Annotated in this window: 16 protein-coding genes; 13 read left to right on the top strand and 3 right to left on the bottom strand. The window is 66.1% G+C overall.

Annotation, left to right across the window (positions count from 1 at the left end; all coding sequences use genetic code 11):
* The first annotated feature begins 9 nt into the window (after window positions 1–9).
* The 5 genes from ctaD (at window position 10) to WS87_RS15830 (ending at window position 3,692) form a co-directional block, all read left to right on the top strand.
* Window positions 10–1,617, top strand: coding sequence for a cytochrome c oxidase subunit I (ctaD, locus tag WS87_RS15845; protein ID WP_059526209.1), 1,608 nt, complete (start codon window positions 10–12; stop codon window positions 1,615–1,617).
* A 69-nt stretch (window positions 1,618–1,686) separates the two neighbouring features.
* Window positions 1,687–1,827: a cytochrome oxidase small assembly protein gene (locus tag WS87_RS34005; RefSeq protein WP_006752059.1), complete on the top strand. Its 141-nt coding sequence runs from the start codon at window positions 1,687–1,689 to the stop codon at window positions 1,825–1,827.
* Between the two features lie 35 nt (window positions 1,828–1,862).
* Window positions 1,863–2,471, top strand: a complete 609-nt coding sequence (locus WS87_RS15840) for a cytochrome c oxidase assembly protein (protein ID WP_059507798.1) — start codon at window positions 1,863–1,865, stop codon at window positions 2,469–2,471.
* Between the two features lie 16 nt (window positions 2,472–2,487).
* The gene (locus WS87_RS15835) at window positions 2,488–2,688 is read left to right on the top strand and encodes a DUF2970 domain-containing protein (RefSeq protein WP_006760730.1); all 201 of its coding nucleotides are present in this window, start codon (window positions 2,488–2,490) and stop codon (window positions 2,686–2,688) included.
* 146 nt (window positions 2,689–2,834) lie between these two features.
* Window positions 2,835–3,692 carry a cytochrome c oxidase subunit 3 gene (locus WS87_RS15830; RefSeq protein WP_059819826.1) on the top strand — a complete coding sequence of 286 codons (858 nt, stop codon included), beginning with the start codon at window positions 2,835–2,837 and terminating at the stop codon, window positions 3,690–3,692.
* A 199-nt stretch (window positions 3,693–3,891) separates the two neighbouring features.
* Here the strand turns inward: WS87_RS15830 and WS87_RS15825 are convergent, their stop codons facing one another.
* Entirely contained in the window at window positions 3,892–4,101 is a 210-nt protein-coding gene (locus WS87_RS15825) for a twin transmembrane helix small protein (protein WP_044848213.1), read from the bottom strand.
* Window positions 4,102–4,185: 84 nt separating this feature from the next.
* Between WS87_RS15825 and WS87_RS15820 the strand changes: the two genes are divergently transcribed.
* Genes WS87_RS15820 through WS87_RS15800 form a run of 5 tightly spaced genes read left to right on the top strand, consistent with a single transcriptional unit; the run spans window position 4,186 to window position 8,268 of the window.
* Entirely contained in the window at window positions 4,186–4,896 is a 711-nt protein-coding gene (locus tag WS87_RS15820; protein WP_059819825.1) for an SURF1 family protein, read from the top strand.
* Between the two features lie 60 nt (window positions 4,897–4,956).
* The gene (locus tag WS87_RS15815) at window positions 4,957–5,583 is read left to right on the top strand and encodes an SCO family protein (RefSeq protein ID WP_059819824.1); all 627 of its coding nucleotides are present in this window, start codon (window positions 4,957–4,959) and stop codon (window positions 5,581–5,583) included.
* A gap of 25 nt (window positions 5,584–5,608) precedes the next feature.
* On the top strand, window positions 5,609–6,721 hold the full coding sequence (locus tag WS87_RS15810; protein ID WP_059703318.1) for a COX15/CtaA family protein: 1,113 nt from the start codon (window positions 5,609–5,611) through the stop codon (window positions 6,719–6,721).
* Window positions 6,722–6,729: 8 nt separating this feature from the next.
* On the top strand, window positions 6,730–7,632 hold the full coding sequence (gene cyoE, locus WS87_RS15805) for a heme o synthase (RefSeq protein WP_006477738.1): 903 nt from the start codon (window positions 6,730–6,732) through the stop codon (window positions 7,630–7,632).
* A gap of 18 nt (window positions 7,633–7,650) precedes the next feature.
* A complete protein-coding gene (locus WS87_RS15800; RefSeq protein WP_059819823.1) occupies window positions 7,651–8,268 on the top strand; it encodes an SCO family protein in 618 nt (205 codons plus the stop codon).
* A gap of 151 nt (window positions 8,269–8,419) precedes the next feature.
* On the opposite strand, the gene WS87_RS15795 is transcribed toward WS87_RS15800, so the two are convergent.
* Entirely contained in the window at window positions 8,420–8,710 is a 291-nt protein-coding gene (locus tag WS87_RS15795) for a YciI family protein (RefSeq protein ID WP_044848209.1), read from the bottom strand.
* A gap of 199 nt (window positions 8,711–8,909) precedes the next feature.
* Between WS87_RS15795 and WS87_RS15790 the strand changes: the two genes are divergently transcribed.
* Both WS87_RS15790 and WS87_RS15785 read left to right on the top strand, forming a co-directional pair.
* A complete protein-coding gene (locus tag WS87_RS15790) occupies window positions 8,910–10,478 on the top strand; it encodes a methyl-accepting chemotaxis protein (protein ID WP_059819822.1) in 1,569 nt (522 codons plus the stop codon).
* Between the two features lie 174 nt (window positions 10,479–10,652).
* Window positions 10,653–11,468, top strand: a complete 816-nt coding sequence (locus WS87_RS15785; protein ID WP_059691441.1) for a MetQ/NlpA family ABC transporter substrate-binding protein — start codon at window positions 10,653–10,655, stop codon at window positions 11,466–11,468.
* Window positions 11,469–11,578: 110 nt separating this feature from the next.
* Here the strand turns inward: WS87_RS15785 and WS87_RS15780 are convergent, their stop codons facing one another.
* Window positions 11,579–11,887 (bottom strand): VF_A0006 family four-cysteine protein, encoded by a 309-nt coding sequence (locus tag WS87_RS15780; protein ID WP_059526188.1) that lies wholly within the window; start codon window positions 11,885–11,887, stop codon window positions 11,579–11,581.
* 347 nt (window positions 11,888–12,234) lie between these two features.
* Between WS87_RS15780 and WS87_RS15775 the strand changes: the two genes are divergently transcribed.
* A complete protein-coding gene (locus WS87_RS15775) occupies window positions 12,235–13,200 on the top strand; it encodes an ABC transporter substrate-binding protein (protein ID WP_059819821.1) in 966 nt (321 codons plus the stop codon).
* The last annotated feature ends 4 nt before the right edge of the window (window positions 13,201–13,204 follow it).

Raw genomic sequence — 13,204 nt, 5'->3', positions numbered from 1 at the left:
GAGATTCTCATGTCTAGCATCGGGCACGACGTAGCCGCGGACCACGCGCACGACGACCACGCGCACGAAGCCCCGCACGGCTGGCGTCGCTGGCTGTTCGCCACCAACCACAAGGACATCGGTACGCTGTACCTGCTGTTCTCGTTCATCATGTTCCTGTCGGGCGGCGTGATGGCACTCGGCATCCGTGCCGAGCTGTTCGAGCCGGGCCTGCAGATCATGCGTCCGGAGTTCTTCAACGAACTCACGACGATGCACGGCCTGATCATGGTGTTCGGCGCGATCATGCCGGCGTTCGTCGGCTTCGCGAACTGGATGATTCCGCTGCAGATCGGCGCGTCCGACATGGCGTTCGCGCGGATGAACAACTTCAGCTTCTGGCTGCTGCCGGTCGCGGCCGTGCTGCTGGTCGGTTCGTTCTTCGCGCCGGGCGGCGCGACGGCCGCCGGCTGGACGCTGTACGCACCGCTGTCGACGCAGATGGGCCCGGGCATGGACTTCGCGATCTTCGCGGTCCACATCATGGGCGCTTCGTCGATCATGGGCGGGATCAACATCGTCGTGACGATCCTGAACATGCGCGCACCGGGCATGACGCTGATGAAGATGCCGATGTTCGCATGGACCTGGCTGATCACCGCGTACCTGCTGATCGCCGTGATGCCGGTTCTGGCAGGCGCGATCACGATGGTGCTGTTCGACCGCCACTTCGGCACGTCGTTCTTCAACGCGGCAGGCGGCGGCGACCCGGTGATGTATCAGCACATCTTCTGGTTCTTCGGCCACCCCGAGGTGTACATCATGATTCTGCCGGCGTTCGGGATCGTGTCGCAGGTGATCCCGGCGTTCGCACGCAAGACGCTGTTCGGCTATAGCTCGATGGTGTACGCGACGGCTTCGATCGCGATCCTGTCGTTCATGGTCTGGGCGCACCACATGTTCGCAACGGGCATGCCGGTCACCGGTCAGTTGTTCTTCATGTACGCGACGATGCTGATCGCGGTGCCGACGGGCGTGAAGGTGTTCAACTGGCTCGCGACGATGTGGCGCGGCTCGATGACGTTCGAAACCCCGATGCTGTTCGCGATCGGCTTCCTGTTCGTGTTCACGTTCGGCGGTCTGACGGGCCTGATGCTGGCGATGGCGCCGCTCGACATCCAGTACCACGGCACCTACTTCGTGGTGGCGCACTTCCACTACGTGCTGGTGGCCGGGTCGCTGTTCGCGCTATTCGCGGGCTGGTACTACTGGGCGCCGAAGTGGACGGGCTGGATGTACAACGAGACGCGCGGCAAGATCCACTTCTGGTCGTCGATGATCTTCTTCAACCTGACGTTCTTCCCGATGCACTTCGTCGGTCTCGCGGGCATGCCGCGCCGCTATGCGGACTACCCGGCGCAGTTCACGGACTTCAACCAGGTGGCGACGATCGGTGCATTCGGCTTCGGCCTCGCGCAGGTGTACTTCCTGTTCGCGGTCGCGCTGCCGGCCTACCGTGGCGGCGGCGAGCTGGAAAAGGCGTCGGACAAGCCGTGGGATGGCGCGACGGGCCTCGAGTGGACGGTGCCGAGCCCGGCTCCCTTCCACACGTTCGAGCAACCGCCGCACGTCGAATAAGTTTCACCCAGCGTTCCGCCGCTGCCTGCCGCGCAGGCAGGCGCGGCGGGCGCGGAACCGAAGTTTCAGATGAACCGGAATCCACAAGAAAGACGAACGCCCGAGCAGATTCGCGCGGGCAACAAGCGGCTCGGCCTCACCCTGCTCGTCATCGCCGCCGTTTTTTTTGTGGGTGTCGTGATCAAGCAGTGGTGGCTGTCCACTCACTGATGCAGCAACTGACGCAGTAGCGAGGAAGTAGTCGTATGTCGAAGCCGGAAGAGGGCGCCGTCGATCGCGCGTTCAATCGTTCGATGCTGATGAAGCTCTTCGTCGTGGCCGGGCTGATGTTCGGCTTCGGCTTCGCGCTGATTCCGATGTATCGCGCGATTTGCCAGATCACCGGCATCAACAACCTGGTGCAGCGCGATGTCAGCGAACGCGAGGCGAAGAACACGCAGGTCGACTACAGCCGCACGGTGTCGGTCGAGTTCGATGCGAATGCGCGCGGTCCGCTCGGGTTCAAGCCGGAGCACAACAGCCTCGACGTGCATCCGGGCGAACTCACGACGATCGTGTACGACGTGACCAACGGGCAGGGCCGGCCGATGGTGGCGCAGGCGATTCCGAGCTACGCGCCGAAGCAGGCAACGGAATTCTTCAAGAAGATCGAGTGTTTTTGCTTCACGCAACAGACGCTGGCCGCGAACGAGTCGCGCAAGATGCCGGTGGTGTTCGTGATCGATCCGAAGCTGCCGAAGGACGTGAAGACGATCACGCTGTCGTACACGTTCTTCGAGCTGAACACGCCGGCCGCGCCGGCGCCGGCACCGCGCAAGACGGCGGCGCAGGGCGCGGCGAAGCCGGACGCATGACGATGGAGACGGGGCGGTGACAGAGACCAAGCGGAGCGGGTCGTTCGGCCAGGCGTTGCGAGCGGTGTTGTGGTCGTTCTTCGGGGTGCGCAAGCGGCGCGACCTGGAGGCCGATGCGACGCAGCTCAATCCGCTGCACGTGCTGATCGTCGCGTTGATCGCGGCCGGTGTGTTCATCGGCGTGCTGATCCTGATCGTGCGCGCGGTCGTGGGCTGAGGCCCGCGGCACGCGGCCACGAAAGAATGCAGTGCGTGGCGCCCGGGCGCCGCGTGCGGGAAAGCGCGGTGGCGGCACGCGCCGTGCAAGAAATAAAGCCGGAGCGGTTTCCGGTACACAAATTGGACTGAAGTGGAGAATCAAGCATGAGCGGTCAAAACCAGACCCCGTACTATTTCGTGCCGCATCCGTCGCAGCATCCGATCAGCGCGGCCATCGGCCTGCTGGTCATGCTCGCGTCGGTGGCGCTGTGGATCAACGGTCACGACTGGGCTCCGTACACGGCGCTGCTTGGCCTGCTGTGGTTGCTCTTCACGCTGTATCACTGGTTCGGCGACGCGATCGCCGAGTCGGAAGGCGGCCATTACGGTAAGAACGTCGACAAGTCGTACCGCTGGAGCATGAGCTGGTTCATCTTCTCCGAAGTCATGTTCTTCGGCGCGTTCTTCGGCGCGCTGTTCTATGCGCGTGAAATCGCGCTGCACCAGCTCGGCAGCCTCGACTACAAGCTGATCTGGCCGGACTTCTCCGCCGTGTGGCCGAACGAAGGCCCCGCTGCTCTCGCCGGTCACTTCAAGACGATGGGCCCGTGGCCGATCCCGACGCTGAACACCGCATTCCTGCTGGCGTCGGGCGCGACGCTGACGGTGTCGCACCACGCGCTGCGCGACGATCACCGCAACAAGGCGATCGCCTGGCTGGCCGCGACGCTCGTGCTCGGTGTCTGCTTCCTGTTCATGCAGGGCTTCGAGTACTACCACGCGTACAACGAACTGAACCTGACGCTGAACTCGGGCGTGTACGGCTCGACGTTCTTCCTGCTGACGGGCTTCCACGGCTTCCACGTGTTCCTTGGCGGCACGATGCTCGCGGTGGTGCTGGTGCGGATGATCCGCGGCCACTTCAAGCCGGATCACCACTTCGCATTCGAAGGCGCCGCGTGGTACTGGCACTTCGTCGACGTCGTCTGGCTCGGCCTGTACGTCGTCGTCTACTGGCTGTAAATGCAGGAACGGCCCGCGCAGCGATGCGCGGGCCGTTTTCATTGGCGGGGACGGGGCAGCGGCTGGTTGCCTGCGCTCAACGCCAACCCGGCGCCGCCGCGACTCCGTCAGGCGGCGCTTTTGCTTGGTGGTGCCGTTGTGCGGCGAAATGTCACAGCGGTCGCGGCGGTCACGGCGACCGCCGGCACGAACGAATGCGTCAACGCCCGATCGGCAGGCCGGTCGAATGGATCCAGCCCATCCAGTTCGCGAACAGGATGAACAGGAACAGCGAGATCGACAGCCCGACGCGGGTGGCAAGCGACCACACCATGCGTTTCGTATGGCCGCGGTCTTGCATCATGAAGTAGAGCGCCGAGCCCATGCTGGCGACGATGAGGACGAAGGCGATGGGAACGAGGATGTGCATGACGCGAACCGGACGACGGCAATTCGAAAGGAAGAGGATAATTATCGCACTTCGCTTTCGCGAATGCGTCTCGCGGGTGGCCCGATGAAGATCCGCTGGCTGCCTGCGCTGCTGATTCTCGTCGTCGTCGCGGTCACGATTCGCCTCGGGTTCTGGCAGCGCGACCGCGCGCACCAGAAGGAAGCGCTGCAGGCGAGCATCGTGCGCTACGAGCACGCGGCGCCCGTCGACGTCGGCGCGCAGCCGATTCCGCTCGCGTCGATCGAGTTCCACCGCGTGCGGGCACGGGGCCGCTTCCTGCCGGAGCTGGCGGTGTTTCTCGACAATCGGCCGTATAACGACCAGCCGGGTTTTTACGTCGTGATGCCGTTTAAACTCTCGGGCGGCGGTGTCGTGCTGGTGAACCGCGGCTGGCTGCCGCGCAACATCGCCGATCGCACGGCGATCGAGCCGTTTTCGACGCCAGACGGCGACATCGAGATCGAAGGCATCGCGCGCGCCGATGCGTCGCGCGCGTTCGAGCTTGGCGAAGGCGGCTCGGCCGCGCACCAGAAGATCCGGCAAAACCTGGACGTCGCCGCGTATGCGAAGGAAACGGGGCTGCCGCTGCAGCCGTTCGTGATCCAGCAGACGAGCGACGACGGCGACAAGCTCGTGCGCGACTGGCCGGCGGCGACGACCGGCGTCGAGCGCAATTACGGTTACATGTTTCAGTGGTGGGCCATGGGGGCGGCCGCGCTCGGTTTCGGCCTGTACGCCGCGCGGCGTGCGGCGAAGAAGTCGGCCGGCGCGTGAGCGCCATGCCAGGACGCGGCGCAAGCGCCGCGGGTTCGTTTCGAGAGGTCTGATTTGTCCATGCAATCTTCCCGTCAGGGTCCGGCCGCAGCGCCGATCTCGCCCGCGGCCCGCAAGCGCGGCCGCTGGATGCTCGTGCTGCTGGGTCTCGTGTGCGCAGCGCCGATCATCGCGTCGTACTTCACCTATTACGTGATCAAGCCGAAGGGCGGTTCGACCAACTACGGCACGCTGATCGAGCCGCAGCGGCCGATCCCGGCCGACCTGCAGGTGACCGACGAAACCGGCAAGACGGTGCCGCTGTCGTCGCTGCGCGGCGTGTGGCTGTTCGTGATGACCGACCGCAGCGCGTGCGACGACGCCTGCGCGCAAAAGCTCTACTTCATGCGCCAGATCCGCGTCACGCAGGCGGGCGAGCGGCACCGGATCACGATGGTATGGCTGCGCAGCGATGCGGGCGCGGTACCGCAGAAGGTGCTGGAGGCCTACCCGGACACGCGCCGGCTGGTCGCCGATCCGGCCGCGGTCGCCGCGTGGCTGCCGGCGGAAGCCGGCACCAAGGACAGCGATCACATCTACATGGTCGATCCGAACGGCAACCTGATGATGCGTTTCCCGAAGAACCCGAACCCCAGCAAGATCAAGACGGACGTCTCGAAGCTGCTGAAGTGGTCGAGCATCGGCTAAGGCGAGACGGCGAGGCAACCATTCGATGTCGTATCTACTGCAACTCGGCCTGATCGGCCTCTGCATCGCGCTGCTGCCGCTGTCGTACGTGTGGGTGAAGGCCGACGACGACAAGTTCCGCAAGCTGGTGTGGATCACCACGTTCCTGACCCTCGACCTGGTGATGTTCGGCGGCTTCACGCGGTTGACCGATTCGGGCCTCGGCTGCCCGGACTGGCCCGGCTGCTACGGCACGTCGTCGCCGTTCATCGCACATGCTGCGATCACGGCCGCGCACCAGGCGATGCCGACCGGCCCTGTCAGCATGACGAAGGCGTGGATCGAGATGATCCACCGCTATTTCGCGATGGCGATCGGCGTGCTGATCATCGCGCAGGTCGTGATTGCGTGGTCCGCGCGGCTGCGCCGCCGCCCGCTGCACGTGTCGCCGTGGTGGCCGACGAGCCTCTTGCTGCTGATCGTCGTGCAGGGCGTGTTCGGCGCGTGGACGGTCACGATGAAGCTGCAGCCGGTGATCGTCACGACCCACTTGCTGCTCGGCCTCACGCTGCTCGGCACGCTCGGCTGGCTCGCGGCGCGGCAGACGCCGCTGCCGTCGCATGACCCGGAGGCCGGCCGCTACCGCGCGGCCGCGCTCGCGGCGCTGGTGCTGCTGGTCGTGCAGATCGCGCTCGGCGGCTGGGTGAGCACCAACTACGCGGTGCTCGCGTGTACCGACTTCCCCACCTGCAACGGCCAGTGGATTCCGCCGATGAACTTCGAGCAGGGCTTCCATCTGTGGCGCGCGCTCGGCATGACGAAGGATGGCGATGCGATCACGCAGGACGCGCTGGTCGCGATCCACTGGACCCACCGCACGTTCGCGTTCGTCGTCGTCGCATACCTGGTCGCGTTCGCGCTGAAGATGCGCCGCTTCGAGTCGCTGCGCCGGCCCGCGAACGGCGTGCTGCTGGTGGTCCTGCTGCAGTTCCTGACGGGCCTGACCAACATCGTGCTGCAGTGGCCGCTGCCGGTTGCCGTCGCGCACAACGGCGGCGCCGCGATCCTGCTGCTGCTCGTCGTCATGTTAAACTTTCGCATCCTTTCAAGCCGCCCCGGCCGTGTCGTGCAGCCCGCGCGCGACGCCGCCCCGGCGTGACCGTCCCCATGCAAAGCACCCTTTCCCAATCGCCCGGTAGCCGGTTCTCGCAGTACATGGCGCTGACGAAGCCGCGTGTCACGCAGCTCGCGGTGTTCTGTGCGGTGATCGGCATGTTTCTCGCGACGCCGGGCATGGTGCCGTGGCATGTGCTGATCGGCGGCACCGTCGGCATCTGGCTGCTGGCCGGCGCGGCGTTCGCGATCAACTGCCTCGTCGAACAGAAGATCGACGCGATGATGCGGCGCACCGCATGGCGTCCGTCCGCGCGCGGCGAGATCACGACCCCGCAGATCCTGCTGTTCTCGGCCGTGCTCGGCAGCGTCGGCGCATGGACGCTCTATACGTTCACGAATCCGCTGACGATGTGGCTGACGATCGCGACGTTCGTCGGCTACGCGGTGATCTACACGCTGCTGCTCAAGCCGATGACGCCGCAGAACATAGTGATCGGCGGCGCATCGGGCGCGATGCCGCCGGCGCTCGGCTGGGCCGCGGTCACCGGCGCGGTGCCCGGCGATGCATGGATCCTCGTGCTGATCATCTTCGTGTGGACGCCGCCGCATTTCTGGGTGCTCGCGCTGTATCGCCGCAAGGATTACGAAAACGCGGGCCTGCCGATGCTGCCCGTCACGCACGGCGAGAAATTCACGCGGCTGCACATCCTGCTGTATACGGTGATCCTGTTCGCGGTCACGCTGATGCCGTTCATCTCCGGGATGAGCGGGGCCGTCTACCTGACGAGCGCGGTGCTGCTCGGCGCGGTGTTCCTCGCGTATGCATGGAAGATCCACCGCGACTATTCGGACGAACTCGCCCGCAAGGCTTTCCGTTACTCGATCGTCTACCTGTCGCTGCTGTTCGCCGCGCTGCTCGTCGATCACTATGCACGCCCGCTGCTTGGCGTGTAACCGCACGGTTTGAACGCAATGCACCATTCATGGTTCGGGCGCCGCGCGCGCCAAGGCTGGATGCTCGCGTGCGCATTCGCGGCAGCCACGCTGCTCGCCGGCTGCGACAACGCGCCGAAATTCCAGAATCTCGACATCACCGGCAACACGCAGTTCGGCAGCGATTTCTCGCTGCCCGACACGACGGGCAAGGTGCGCACGCTCGCCGACTTCAAGGGCCGTGCGGTCGTGATGTTCTTCGGCTATACGCACTGTCCGGATGTTTGCCCGACGACGATGGCCGAACTGTCCGAGGCACTGAAGCAGCTCGGGCCCGATGCCGCGAAACGCGTGCAGGTGCTGTTCGTCACCGTCGATCCGGAGCGCGACACGCCCGCGCTGCTCGGCCAGTACGTGCCCGCGTTCGATCCGTCGTTCATCGGCCTGCGGCCGGCCGACGAAGCGGCGCTCAAGAAGGTCACGAAGGATTTCCGCGTGTACTACGCGAAGGTGCCCGGCAAGACGCCCGGCAGCTACACGATGGATCACACCGCCGCGAGCTACGTGTTCGACAGCGACGGCAAGCTGCGCCTGTTCGTGCGTGACGGCCAGGGCCCCGGCCCGTGGGTCCACGACCTGAAGCTGCTGGTCGACTGAGCGGCGCGCGCCGCATGTTCGCCCGGGCGTTCGCCCGGCGAAACGCGTGGCGGCCGCGACGCGCCGTCACGCATTCTTCCCGTTTCCCCTCGATCTGCATTCGCCGCCTCGCGAGGCGGCGTGCGTGCGCGTATTCGCGCGCCGGCGCGCGTTACGGCAGTGCCGGCACGTTGAAGCCCTGCGCGGCACGCGTGATCCGGAATTCCGTCACGCGGTACGTCGCGAGCCCTTCGGTCACGAACGGATCGGTCTCGAGGATCGCGTCCAGTTCGTCGCGGTCGATGCGGGCCGCGAGGATCACGCCGCCTTCGCGCGGCACCTTCGGCCCCGCCGCGATGAAGATGCCGCGCTCGAACAGCGGCTGCAGATACGCACGGTGGCGTTCGAGCGCATCGTCGATGCGCTCGAGCGACGCGTTGTAGTGGATGTCGATGACGTACATGGATGGCCCTGGAATGTCGCCGGCGCGTCGTGTGCCGGTCAGCCGGTCTTTTTAGCACAGCGGCCGTCGCGTGTCGTGCCGGCCGTCGCGCGTGTATTCAAGTTGTAAGTCTCGCTGCCGTAAATATGGGGGCAACCGTTTGCGCGCGACCGGCCGTTCGCGCGTATGCGGGAATCGACTTCGACAACGAGGCACGCAGATGAGCAGAATGAGTTTGAATCGCAAGCTGTGGCTCGCGCTTGCGCTGGTATGGATCGGCTTGCTCGGCGTCGGCGCATGGAGCGCATACGAGACGCGCGCGACGATGCTCGCCGAACGCAAGGCCGGCATCGCCAATCTGGTCGACTCGGCGGCCGGCATTGTCAACGCATATCACGCGCTCGCGCAGAGTGGCACGTTGCCCGAGGCCGACGCGAAGCGCGACGCGCTCGCGAGCCTGGCCGCGATGCGCTACGGCGAGTCGGGCTATGTGTTCGTGATGGATTCGAAACCCGTCGTGCTGATGCACCCGACGCTGCCGAAGCTGGTCGGCACGCAGGTCGGCGACTATCTCGACCCGGACGGCAAGCCGCTGTTCGTCACGATCCTGAACGCGGCGAAGGCGACCGGCAGCGGCTTCGCCGAGTATCGCGGGCGGTTGCAGCACAGCGAGACCGCGGTGCCGAAGATCAGCTACGTCACGCGCTTCGCGCCGTGGGACTGGAACATCTCGAGCGGCGTGTTCCTCAAGGACATCGATACCGTCTACTACCGGACGCTGTTCGGCCACCTCGCGGTCGTGTTCGTGATCGGATTCGTGATCAGCGCGGCGATGCTCGTGATCATTCGCAACGTTCGCGGCAGCCTCGGCGGCGAGCCGGACGAAGCGGCCGCGCTGGCAACGCGCATCGCGCAGGGCGACCTCACGCGGCCGGTGCCGGTGCGTGCGGGCGACGACACGAGCATGATGGCGGCGATGCGCGACATGCAAGCGCGCCTGCAGGCGACGATCGGCGGAATCCGCCAGTCGGCCGAGTCGATTGCGTCGGCGAGCCGCGAGATTGCGTCCGGCAACGACGACCTGTCGCAGCGCACCGAGGAGCAGGCCGCATCGCTCGAGGAAACGGCCGCGAGCATGGAGCAGCTGACCGCGACGGTGAAGCAGAACGCCGACAACGCGCGGCAGGCGAGCGGGCTCGCGAACAACGCATCGGAGATCGCGCGGGCGGGCAACGACGTCGTCAGTCGCGTGATCGGCACGATGGGCGAGATCGACGACAGCTCGCGCAAGATCGCCGACATCATCGGCGTGATCGAGGGCATCGCGTTCCAGACCAACATCCTTGCGCTGAACGCGGCGGTCGAGGCCGCGCGGGCCGGCGAGCAGGGGCGCGGCTTCGCGGTGGTCGCGGGCGAGGTGCGATCACTCGCGCAGCGCAGCGCGACGGCGGCGAAGGAGATCCGCGAGCTGATCGTCGATTCGGTCGAGCGCGTGCGCAACGGTTCGACGCTGGTCGGCCAGGCCGGCACGACGATGGGCGAGATCCTGCAGGCGGTCGCGCGCGTGACCGACATCATGGGCGAGATCGCGGCGGCGTCCGAAGAGCAGGCGAGCGGCATCACGCAGGTCGGGCGCGCGGTCACGCAGATGGATCAGGTCACGCAGCAGAACGCGGCGCTCGTCGAGGAGGCCACCGCGGCCGCGGCGTCGCTGCAGGAGCAGGCCGGGCGGCTGCGCGACGCGATCGGCGCGTTCCGGGTCGCCGACGCCGGTGCCCGCGTACACTGAACGCAACTAACGGCCGAGCCGCGCATCGTCTGCCGGCACTGCTGCGGTGCATACCCATATGAGCGGGATGTATTTCACTTCCGGCCGATCCTGTGACACCATTTGCCCCTTCCTGCGAGTTCGGGGATACCCGTATCGCGCCCCATTTTTAGTTAGCAAGCAAGCGAGAAACAGATGAAGCGTCGCAGTCTCCTGAAGGTATTTTCCGTGCTGGCCACCGGTGCCGCGCTGACGCTGTCGGCGGGCGCGCACGCCGAGGACAAGGTCATCAAGGTCGGCACGGTCGCCGGCCCGGATGCGGAAGTGTGGCAGCTCGTGCAGAAGGTCGCGAAGGAGAAGGAAGGCCTGAACGTGAAGGTCATCGAGTTCAACGACTACGTGCAGCCGAACGCGGCGCTCGATGCGGGCGACCTCGACGCGAACAGCTTCCAGCACCAGCCGTACCTCGACAGCCAGGTGAAGCAGCGCGGCTACAAGATCGTCAGCGCGGGCCTGACCTATATCTCGCCGATCGGCGTGTACTCGAAGAAGTTCAAGGCGCTGAAGGACCTGCCGCAAGGCGCGAAGCTCGCGGTGCCGAACGATCCGTCGAACGAGAACCGCGCGCTGCTGCTGCTGCAGACGCAAGGCGTGATCAAGCTGAAGGCAGGCGCCGGCACGGGCGGCAACAACGCGACGGTGCTCGACATCGCCGAGAACCCGAAGAAGCTGAAGATCTCCGAGCTCGACGCCGCGCAACTGCCGCGCGTGTTGTCGGATGTCGACGCCGCCGTGATCAACACGAACTACGCGCTCGCCGCGAACCTGCAGCCGACCAAGGACGCGATCGCGCTCGAATCGCTGACGAGCCCGTATGCGAACCTGATCGCCGTGCGCGCGAAGGACAAGGATCAGCCGTGGGTGAAAAAGCTGGTGAAGGCGTACCAGTCGGCGGAAGTACGGGAATTCATCAAGAAGCAGTTCAAGGGCTCGATGGTCGCGTCGTTCTGAACGTCGCACACCGGTCGGACCGCTGAAACGAAAGGGCCTGCATCGCGCAGGCCCTTTTTCGTTGGCGCCGCCGGCAGACCATGGCGCGGCGCCCGGCGTTCAGTGCCGGCTCACATCTCGCCGCGCCGCGAGCAGATCGCCATGATCTGCTGGATCGCGTAGTTGTCGCGCACGCCCGGCAACGACTGCACGACGCACTCGTGAAAGCGCCGCTCGCGCGGCAGCAGCATCGCGTTGTTGCGGTACAGCGCGTCGCACGAGCGCTGGATCAGTTGCGCGGCCGCGCCGTTGCGGCTCTCGCGCAGCGCGCCCAGCATGCAGTCGTCGTATTGCGCGCTGCCGTCGGTCAGCGCGAATGCCGCGCCTGGCAGCACCAGCGCGACGGCCGCGCACGCGATCGCGTGGAGTCCCCGTTTCATGCACCCTCCGATGGTGTGGATTGGGTCGGCGGACAGCATAACGTAAAGCTGTGAATGCGGCTGACGCGTTGCGCCGGGACCGGCGCGGAGCGCCGCCGGCCGGGCTTCACGAGCGTTTCGCGGCGGTGCGGCGGCCGCGTGTGCCGCTCGGTCGGCCGAAAGCGCGGAGTCAGGCGGTGGTCTGCGGAAATGGTATCCTCGTGCGCTCGCCGCCGCGCGCCTTCCCGGGGCCCGCGCGGGGCCGCTGCCGCCCGCGCCGTCATCCGGTTGCGCGCGCATCGGCACCTGCATGACGGCGGCGGGAATCCATCATCCAGAACCGACACAAATACGGGGGAGACTCACCCATGAAGCGTTTCAAGACTTTCGCGATCCGTTCGATCACGGCCGGCGTCGCCGCATTCGCGCTGGCAGGCGCCGCGCACGCCCAGACGGTCAAGGTGCTGTCGATCGTCGACCATCCGGCGCTCGATGCGATCCGCGACGGCGTGCGTGCCGAACTGAAGGCGGAAGGATACGGCGACGACAAGCTCAAGTGGGAATACCAGAGCGCGCAGGGCAACACGGGCACGGCCGCGCAGATCGCGCGCAAGTTCGTCGGCGACCAGCCCGACGTGATCGTCGCGATCGCGACGCCGGCCGCGCAGGCGGTGGTTGCGTTGACGAAGAGCGTGCCGGTCGTGTATTCGGGCGTGACCGATCCGGTCGCAGCCCAGCTCGTGAAGGGCTGGGGCGCGTCGGGCACCAACGTGACGGGCGTCTCCGACAAGCTGCCGCTCGACCGCCAGGTCGCGCTGATCAAGCGCGTCGTGCCGAAGGCGAAGACGGTCGGCATGGTCTACAACCCGGGCGAGGCGAACTCGGTCGTGGTCGTGAAGGAGCTCAAGGAGATTCTCGCGAAGCAGGGGATGACGCTGAAGGAAGCGGCCGCGCCGCGCACCGTCGACATCGGCCCGGCCGCGAAGAGCCTGATCGGCAAGGTCGACGTGATCTACACGAACACCGACAACAACGTCGTGTCCGCGTACGAAGCGCTCGTGAAGGTCGCGAACGAAGCGAAGATCCCGCTCGTCGCCGGCGACACCGACAGCGTGAAGCGCGGCGGCATCGCGGCGCTCGGTATCAACTACGGCGACCTCGGCCGGCAGACCGGCAAGGTCGTCGCGCGCATCCTGAAGGGTGAGAAGCCGGGCGCGATCGCGTCGGAGACGAGCAGCAACCTCGAATTGTTCGCGAACACGGGCGCGGCCGCGAAGCAGGGCGTGACGCTGTCGCCGGATCTGCTCAAGGAAGCGAAGACGGTCATCAAGTAAGCCG

This window comes from Burkholderia sp. MSMB0856, from assembly GCF_001524645.2.
GTDB classification, from domain to species: Bacteria; Pseudomonadota; Gammaproteobacteria; order Burkholderiales; family Burkholderiaceae; genus Burkholderia; species Burkholderia diffusa.
This window is presented reverse-complemented; position numbering and strand designations above follow the sequence as displayed.

Bases quoted from the DNA above. Each gene is read 5' to 3' on its own strand.
- WS87_RS15785 (WP_059691441.1), top strand. From the start codon at position 10,653: ATGAAGCGTCGCAGTCTCCTGAAGGTATTTTCCGTGCTGGCCACCGGT.
- WS87_RS15820 (WP_059819825.1), top strand. From the start codon at position 4,186: ATGAAGATCCGCTGGCTGCCTGCGCTGCTGATTCTCGTCGTCGTCGCG.
- WS87_RS15830 (WP_059819826.1), top strand. From the start codon at position 2,835: ATGAGCGGTCAAAACCAGACCCCGTACTATTTCGTGCCGCATCCGTCG.
- ctaD (WP_059526209.1), top strand. From the start codon at position 10: ATGTCTAGCATCGGGCACGACGTAGCCGCGGACCACGCGCACGACGAC.
- WS87_RS15790 (WP_059819822.1), top strand. From the start codon at position 8,910: ATGAGCAGAATGAGTTTGAATCGCAAGCTGTGGCTCGCGCTTGCGCTG.
- WS87_RS34005 (WP_006752059.1), top strand. From the start codon at position 1,687: ATGAACCGGAATCCACAAGAAAGACGAACGCCCGAGCAGATTCGCGCG.
- WS87_RS15840 (WP_059507798.1), top strand. From the start codon at position 1,863: ATGTCGAAGCCGGAAGAGGGCGCCGTCGATCGCGCGTTCAATCGTTCG.
- WS87_RS15775 (WP_059819821.1), top strand. From the start codon at position 12,235: ATGAAGCGTTTCAAGACTTTCGCGATCCGTTCGATCACGGCCGGCGTC.
- WS87_RS15795 (WP_044848209.1), bottom strand. From the start codon at position 8,710: ATGTACGTCATCGACATCCACTACAACGCGTCGCTCGAGCGCATCGAC.
- WS87_RS15815 (WP_059819824.1), top strand. From the start codon at position 4,957: ATGCAATCTTCCCGTCAGGGTCCGGCCGCAGCGCCGATCTCGCCCGCG.
- WS87_RS15810 (WP_059703318.1), top strand. From the start codon at position 5,609: ATGTCGTATCTACTGCAACTCGGCCTGATCGGCCTCTGCATCGCGCTG.
- WS87_RS15825 (WP_044848213.1), bottom strand. From the start codon at position 4,101: ATGCACATCCTCGTTCCCATCGCCTTCGTCCTCATCGTCGCCAGCATG.
- WS87_RS15800 (WP_059819823.1), top strand. From the start codon at position 7,651: ATGCACCATTCATGGTTCGGGCGCCGCGCGCGCCAAGGCTGGATGCTC.
- WS87_RS15780 (WP_059526188.1), bottom strand. From the start codon at position 11,887: ATGAAACGGGGACTCCACGCGATCGCGTGCGCGGCCGTCGCGCTGGTG.
- cyoE (WP_006477738.1), top strand. From the start codon at position 6,730: ATGCAAAGCACCCTTTCCCAATCGCCCGGTAGCCGGTTCTCGCAGTAC.